The following is a 4633-nucleotide window of genomic DNA, read 5'->3' on the forward strand; positions in this document are numbered from 1 at the left end:
ACGGGAGCACGGCGGAACGGCAGCGGGAGGACAGCGAGACGGCGACAGTGAGGACGACGGTCCCGTCAGCCTCGCCGGCCGGCGTCCGGACGGGCGTCCGGACAAGCGACGTCCGGGTGCTCACGGAACCAGGAGACCGTGCTGTCGAGCCCGCTGCGCAGGTCGACGACGGGCTCCCAGCCCAGGACGCGCCGGGCCAGGGAGATGTCGGGCTGGCGGACCGTCGGGTCGTCCTCGGGGCGCGGGACGAACGTGATGAGGGACTCGCTCTTGGCCACCTCCCGGACCAGTTCCGCGAGCTCGAGAATGGACAGTTCGTGCGGATTACCGATGTTCATCGGGCCGGGATGACCGGAAAAAATCATCCGCACGATCCCCTCCACCAGGTCGTCGACATATATGATCGACCGGGTCTGGCTTCCGTCACCGGCGACGGTGATGGGCTCACCGCGCAGCGCCTGGGTCGCGAAGGCGGGAATCGCCCGGCCGTCGTTGGGGCGCATCCGCGGCCCATGGGTGTTGAAGATACGGACGATTCCGGTGTCCACCCCGTGACTGCGCCGGTAGGCCATGGTGAGTGCCTCGCCGAACCTTTTCGCCTCGTCGTACACGCCTCGCGGCCCCACCGGGTTGACATGGCCCCAGTAGTCCTCCGGCTGCGGATGGATCTGCGGATCACCGTAGACTTCCGAGGTGGACGCCAGCACGAACCGCGCCCGTTTCTCCTTGGCGAGGCCGAGAGCGTGCAGGGTACCGACCGAGCCGACCTTCAGCGTGTGAATCGGCAGGTGCAGGTAGTCGATGGGGCTCGCCGGTGACGCGAAATGCAGTACATAATCGACCGGACCGACAATATGAACATAATCAGTCACATCACAGCGGACGAGCCGGAAGTGCTCGTGCCCGGCCAGGTGCGCGACATTCTCCGGGGCCCCGGTGACGAAATTATCCAGGCAGACGACCGCGTGGCCCTCGTCGAGCAGCCGTTCGCACAGGTGCGACCCCAGAAAGCCGGCACCGCCGGTGACAACGCTTCTTTTCATCGGTCTCCCCACCGGTCACTGATATCCGGTCCGGGTGACGATACGCGCTCAAAGTCCCAGGCCTGCGCCGGACGCGCGAGCAGTTCCGGTGGAACGTTCGCGACAACGGACGCGGGGCCGTGCCGCGCTGCCCCGCCGGCCCCCGCCGGAGCGGCCCCCGCCGGGGCAGCCGGCGCCGCCGGGGCAGCCGTGGCCGGCCCACCCTCCGCCGGGAGAGTAGCCGCCGGGGGCCCAGCCCCCGGCCCGGGCGGATGGAAGAGGACCACCACGACGTCGCGGTTGTCCCCGACCCCCCGGTAGATCTCCGCCGCGGCGCCCACCAGGGCCCGGCCGAGCCAGCCCACCAGCTCGCCCACCCGCCCCGGCGCCGCCCGCGCCTCCCACATACGCGTCACACCAGCCACAGCGTCCATCCTCGATATCCATCGGAGGCCGGATCGGCATGTGACCGAGAACACCACCCGGGCAACGGTCACGTCACCTGGGAAACGGCCCGGTCAGAGCGGGAGGGTCGAGGAGGCGGGGATGTCCAGCGGGGACGGGGGCATGCCGGCCTCGACCTGGAGGGAGCCGAGCGCGGCGACCATCGCGCCGTTGTCGGTGCACAGCCCGGGCCGGGGCACCCGCAGCGTGATGCCGGCGGCCTCGCAGCGGGCCGCCGCCAGCGCCCGCAGCCGGCTGTTCGCTGCCACCCCGCCGCCGATCACCAGCGTGTCCACGCCGTGGGCCCGGCAGGCCGCGACCGACTTCGCCGTCAGCACGTCCACCACCGCCTCCTGGAAGGACGCGGCGACGTCGGCGACCGGCACCGGCTCGCCGGCCCGCCCCCGCGCCTCCACCCACCGGGCCACCGCCGTCTTCAGCCCGCTGAAGGAGAAGTCGAAGGTGCCGTCGGACGCCTTGGCGCGCGGGAACGGGATCGTCGGGCTGCCGTCGCGGGCCGCCCGGTCAATGGGCGGGCCGCCCGGGAACGGCATGCCCAGCAGCCGGGCGACCTTGTCGTACGCCTCACCGGCGGCGTCGTCGACGGTCGCCCCGAGCGAGCTCACCTCGCCGCGGGCGAGATCCGGGATGAGCAGCAGCGACGAGTGCCCGCCGGAGACCAGCAACGCGATCGACGGCCCGGGCAGCGGCCCGTGCTCAAGGGTGTCGACCGCCACGTGCGCGGCCAGATGATGGACGCCGTAGAGCGGGACGCCGAGCGCGAGCGCGTACGCCTTGGCCGCGGCCACCCCGACCAGCAGCGCGCCGGCGAGGCCGGGGCCGGCGGTGACCGCGACCGCGTCCACGTCGCGGTGGCGCAGCCCCGCCTGGGACAGCGCCCGGTCCACCGTGGGCGCCATCGCCTCGAGGTGCGCGCGGGCGGCGATCTCGGGGATGACCCCGCCGTAGCGGGCGTGCTCGTCGGCGGAGGAGGCGAGTGTGTCCGCGAGCAGCACCCCGCCGCGGACCAGGCCCACCCCGGTCTCGTCGCAGGAGGTCTCGATCCCCAGCACCAGCGGCGCGTCCCCCGCGCGGCGCCCGCTCATCTCGACACCGCCGTGGTCCCCGTTCCCTCTCCCGTTGTCGGCGCCCTTCCCGTTGTCGGCGCCCTTCCCGTTGCCGGCGCCCTTCCCGTTGCCGGCGCCCTTCCCGTTGCCGGCGCCCTTCCCGTTGCCGGCGCCCTTCCCGTTGCCGGCACCCTTCCCGTTGCCGGCACCCTTCCCGTTGCCGGCGCCCTTCCCGTTGCCGGCACCGGCGCCGCTGTCGCCTCCGGCGCCGCCCTCACCTCGACACCGCCCGCTCGGCCGCGTCCAGCATCCTGCCGTAGTCACCGGTGTGTATCCGGTCGGCCGACATCACATAGGCGTCGGCTCCGGACGGCTGATAGTAGCCCCGGCGCACTCCGAGCTCGACGAACCCCAGCCGCCGGTACAGGGACTGGGCCACGGCATTGTCGGTGCGTACCTCCAGCTCGCAGCGGCGGGCGCCCCGGGCGCGGGCGTGGCGCAGCAGCGCGACCAGCAGCCGGGTGGCGACACCACCGCCACGGGCGTCCGCGGCGACCCCGAGAGTCTGTATGTAGGACTCGTCGTCATGGATGGCGAGCCCTCCGTAACCGATGACCCGGTCGTCGCGGACGGCGGCCAGATAGTGCCGCGCCGCGCCCTGGGCCAGCTCGGACCAGAACAGCTCGGGCGTCCACGCGTCCTCGGCGAAGATCTCCCGCTCCAGAGCGACGACGTCGCCAAGGTGCCACCAGCGCAGCGGCTCGAACTCGACATGGCCGGCCTGGCCGCGCCGGACGGCGTCCGCGGCGGAAGCGGCCCGCGCGGGAGGCAGCGTCTCCCCAGGAGGCACTGTGCCCGCGGAGGGCACTGCGTCCGCGGAAGGCACTGTCCCCGCTCCCCCGGCGGGAGCGGCGCCGTCCCCGGGAACGCTGTCTCCGTCCCCCGGGACGGAGACATCCCCGGGAACGCCAACTCCGTCATGGGGGCCGGCAACTCCGTCATAGGGGCCGGCAACGTCCTGCGGGCTTCTCGCGTCCGGACGGAGACCATCGGTGGCGGGAACGTCGTTCCCGGTCTGCTGGACGTTGTCCGCGCCGTCCGGCGGTACGGGGGAGTTCACGATCGTTCTCCGGGTGGGGCCCAGGCGAGGGCAGGCCGATGATCGGACAGCCAGCGCGTCAGGACCGCCGCATCCGCCCGATGATCATTCATGCTGTCCGGGCAGCGCGCACGGCCGCTCCTCACCCGGGCGCTCGGATGGCCCGCCCGGGCGCTCATACGGCGACCGTTTTCGGTGGGTGCGGCTCGGCCGCGTCCGGCCGGCGCAGGTACAGCGGGACCAGCGGTGCCGGTGGCCGGCGGGCGAGGACATCGGCGGCGGCCAGCCGGGCGAGAACGACCGGTGAGGGATAGCCGGGATCGGCCGTCCGTGGCGGCCCGCAGCCCTGGGGCGGATCCGCGGCGACGCGGACGCCCACCGATGACGTCTCGCCGGACAGGACGCGGCCGGCTGCCGTCCGCGCACCCAGGTCCGTACCGGCCCGCGTGCCCGCTGCCGGGGCCGTTGCGGGAGCCGGCGGCGGCTGAGGGCCGGCGAGACCGGTGAACACATCCGGGTACAGCACGGCTCCCGGGCCGACCAGCCGGCTGACGGACATCTCGCGCAGCGTGTCGACGACGGCCTGTGGCCGGTCCACGAAGGGCCCGGCGACGCGGGCGCCGTCCTCATAGACCGCCCAGTAGACCTCACGGCGTCGCGCGTCGGTCGCCACGGCCACCCGGCCCGCGAGGGCGGCGCCGACACCGTCGAGCGAACAGACGCCATAGGCGGGCCTGCCGAGAGCGTCCGCGAACGCGCCGGCGGTCACCACCCCCACCCGCAGGCTCGTGAACGGGCCGGGCCCGATGCCCACCACCACACCGTCGAGATCGGCGGGACGTACCGCCGCCTCGTCGAGAACCTCCCGGACCAGCGGTACGAGCAGTTCGGCATGCCGCCGCGGATCGACGACCCGGCGCGCCGCCCGGCCTGTCACGACGACGGCCTGCCCGCCCGCGGCCGCCCCCGCCGCGGGCCCGCTGGCCGCGGCCGCCCCTGTG

Annotated in this window: 5 protein-coding genes; all 5 read right to left on the reverse strand. The window is 73.7% G+C overall.

Annotated elements, in window-relative coordinates; translation table 11 throughout:
* Nucleotides 1-65: 65 nt before the first annotated feature.
* Nucleotides 66-1043 (reverse strand): UDP-glucuronic acid decarboxylase family protein, encoded by a 978-nt coding sequence (locus NBW84_RS21160; protein WP_250286709.1) that lies wholly within the window; start codon nucleotides 1041-1043, stop codon nucleotides 66-68.
* Nucleotides 1040-1447, reverse strand: coding sequence for a hypothetical protein (locus NBW84_RS24575; RefSeq protein ID WP_445548793.1), 408 nt, complete (start codon nucleotides 1445-1447; stop codon nucleotides 1040-1042). Before NBW84_RS24575 ends, NBW84_RS21160 begins: the two co-directional genes overlap by 4 nt.
* Nucleotides 1448-1540: 93 nt before the next feature.
* Nucleotides 1541-2572: a tRNA (adenosine(37)-N6)-threonylcarbamoyltransferase complex transferase subunit TsaD gene (gene tsaD, locus NBW84_RS21170; protein WP_250286713.1), complete on the reverse strand. Its 1032-nt coding sequence runs from the start codon at nucleotides 2570-2572 to the stop codon at nucleotides 1541-1543.
* A 235-nt stretch (nucleotides 2573-2807) separates the two neighbouring features.
* Complete coding sequence (gene rimI / locus NBW84_RS24580) at nucleotides 2808-3653, reverse strand: ribosomal protein S18-alanine N-acetyltransferase (protein ID WP_445548794.1); 846 nt, start codon at nucleotides 3651-3653, stop codon at nucleotides 2808-2810.
* 154 nt (nucleotides 3654-3807) lie between these two features.
* On the reverse strand, nucleotides 3808-4633 hold an 826-nt coding region (gene tsaB / locus NBW84_RS21180), incomplete at its 5' end, for a tRNA (adenosine(37)-N6)-threonylcarbamoyltransferase complex dimerization subunit type 1 TsaB (protein ID WP_250286712.1).

Origin of the sequence: Protofrankia sp. CiP1_Cm_nod2 (genome assembly GCF_920664355.1) — a bacterium.
Lineage (GTDB): Bacteria > Actinomycetota > Actinomycetes > Frankiales > Frankiaceae > Protofrankia.

Excerpts from the sequence above, each read along its gene's own strand:
- NBW84_RS21160 (WP_250286709.1), bottom strand. The coding sequence starts at position 1,043 with ATGAAAAGAAGCGTTGTCACCGGCGGTGCCGGCTTTCTGGGGTCGCAC.
- tsaD (WP_250286713.1), bottom strand. The coding sequence starts at position 2,572 with ATGAGCGGGCGCCGCGCGGGGGACGCGCCGCTGGTGCTGGGGATCGAG.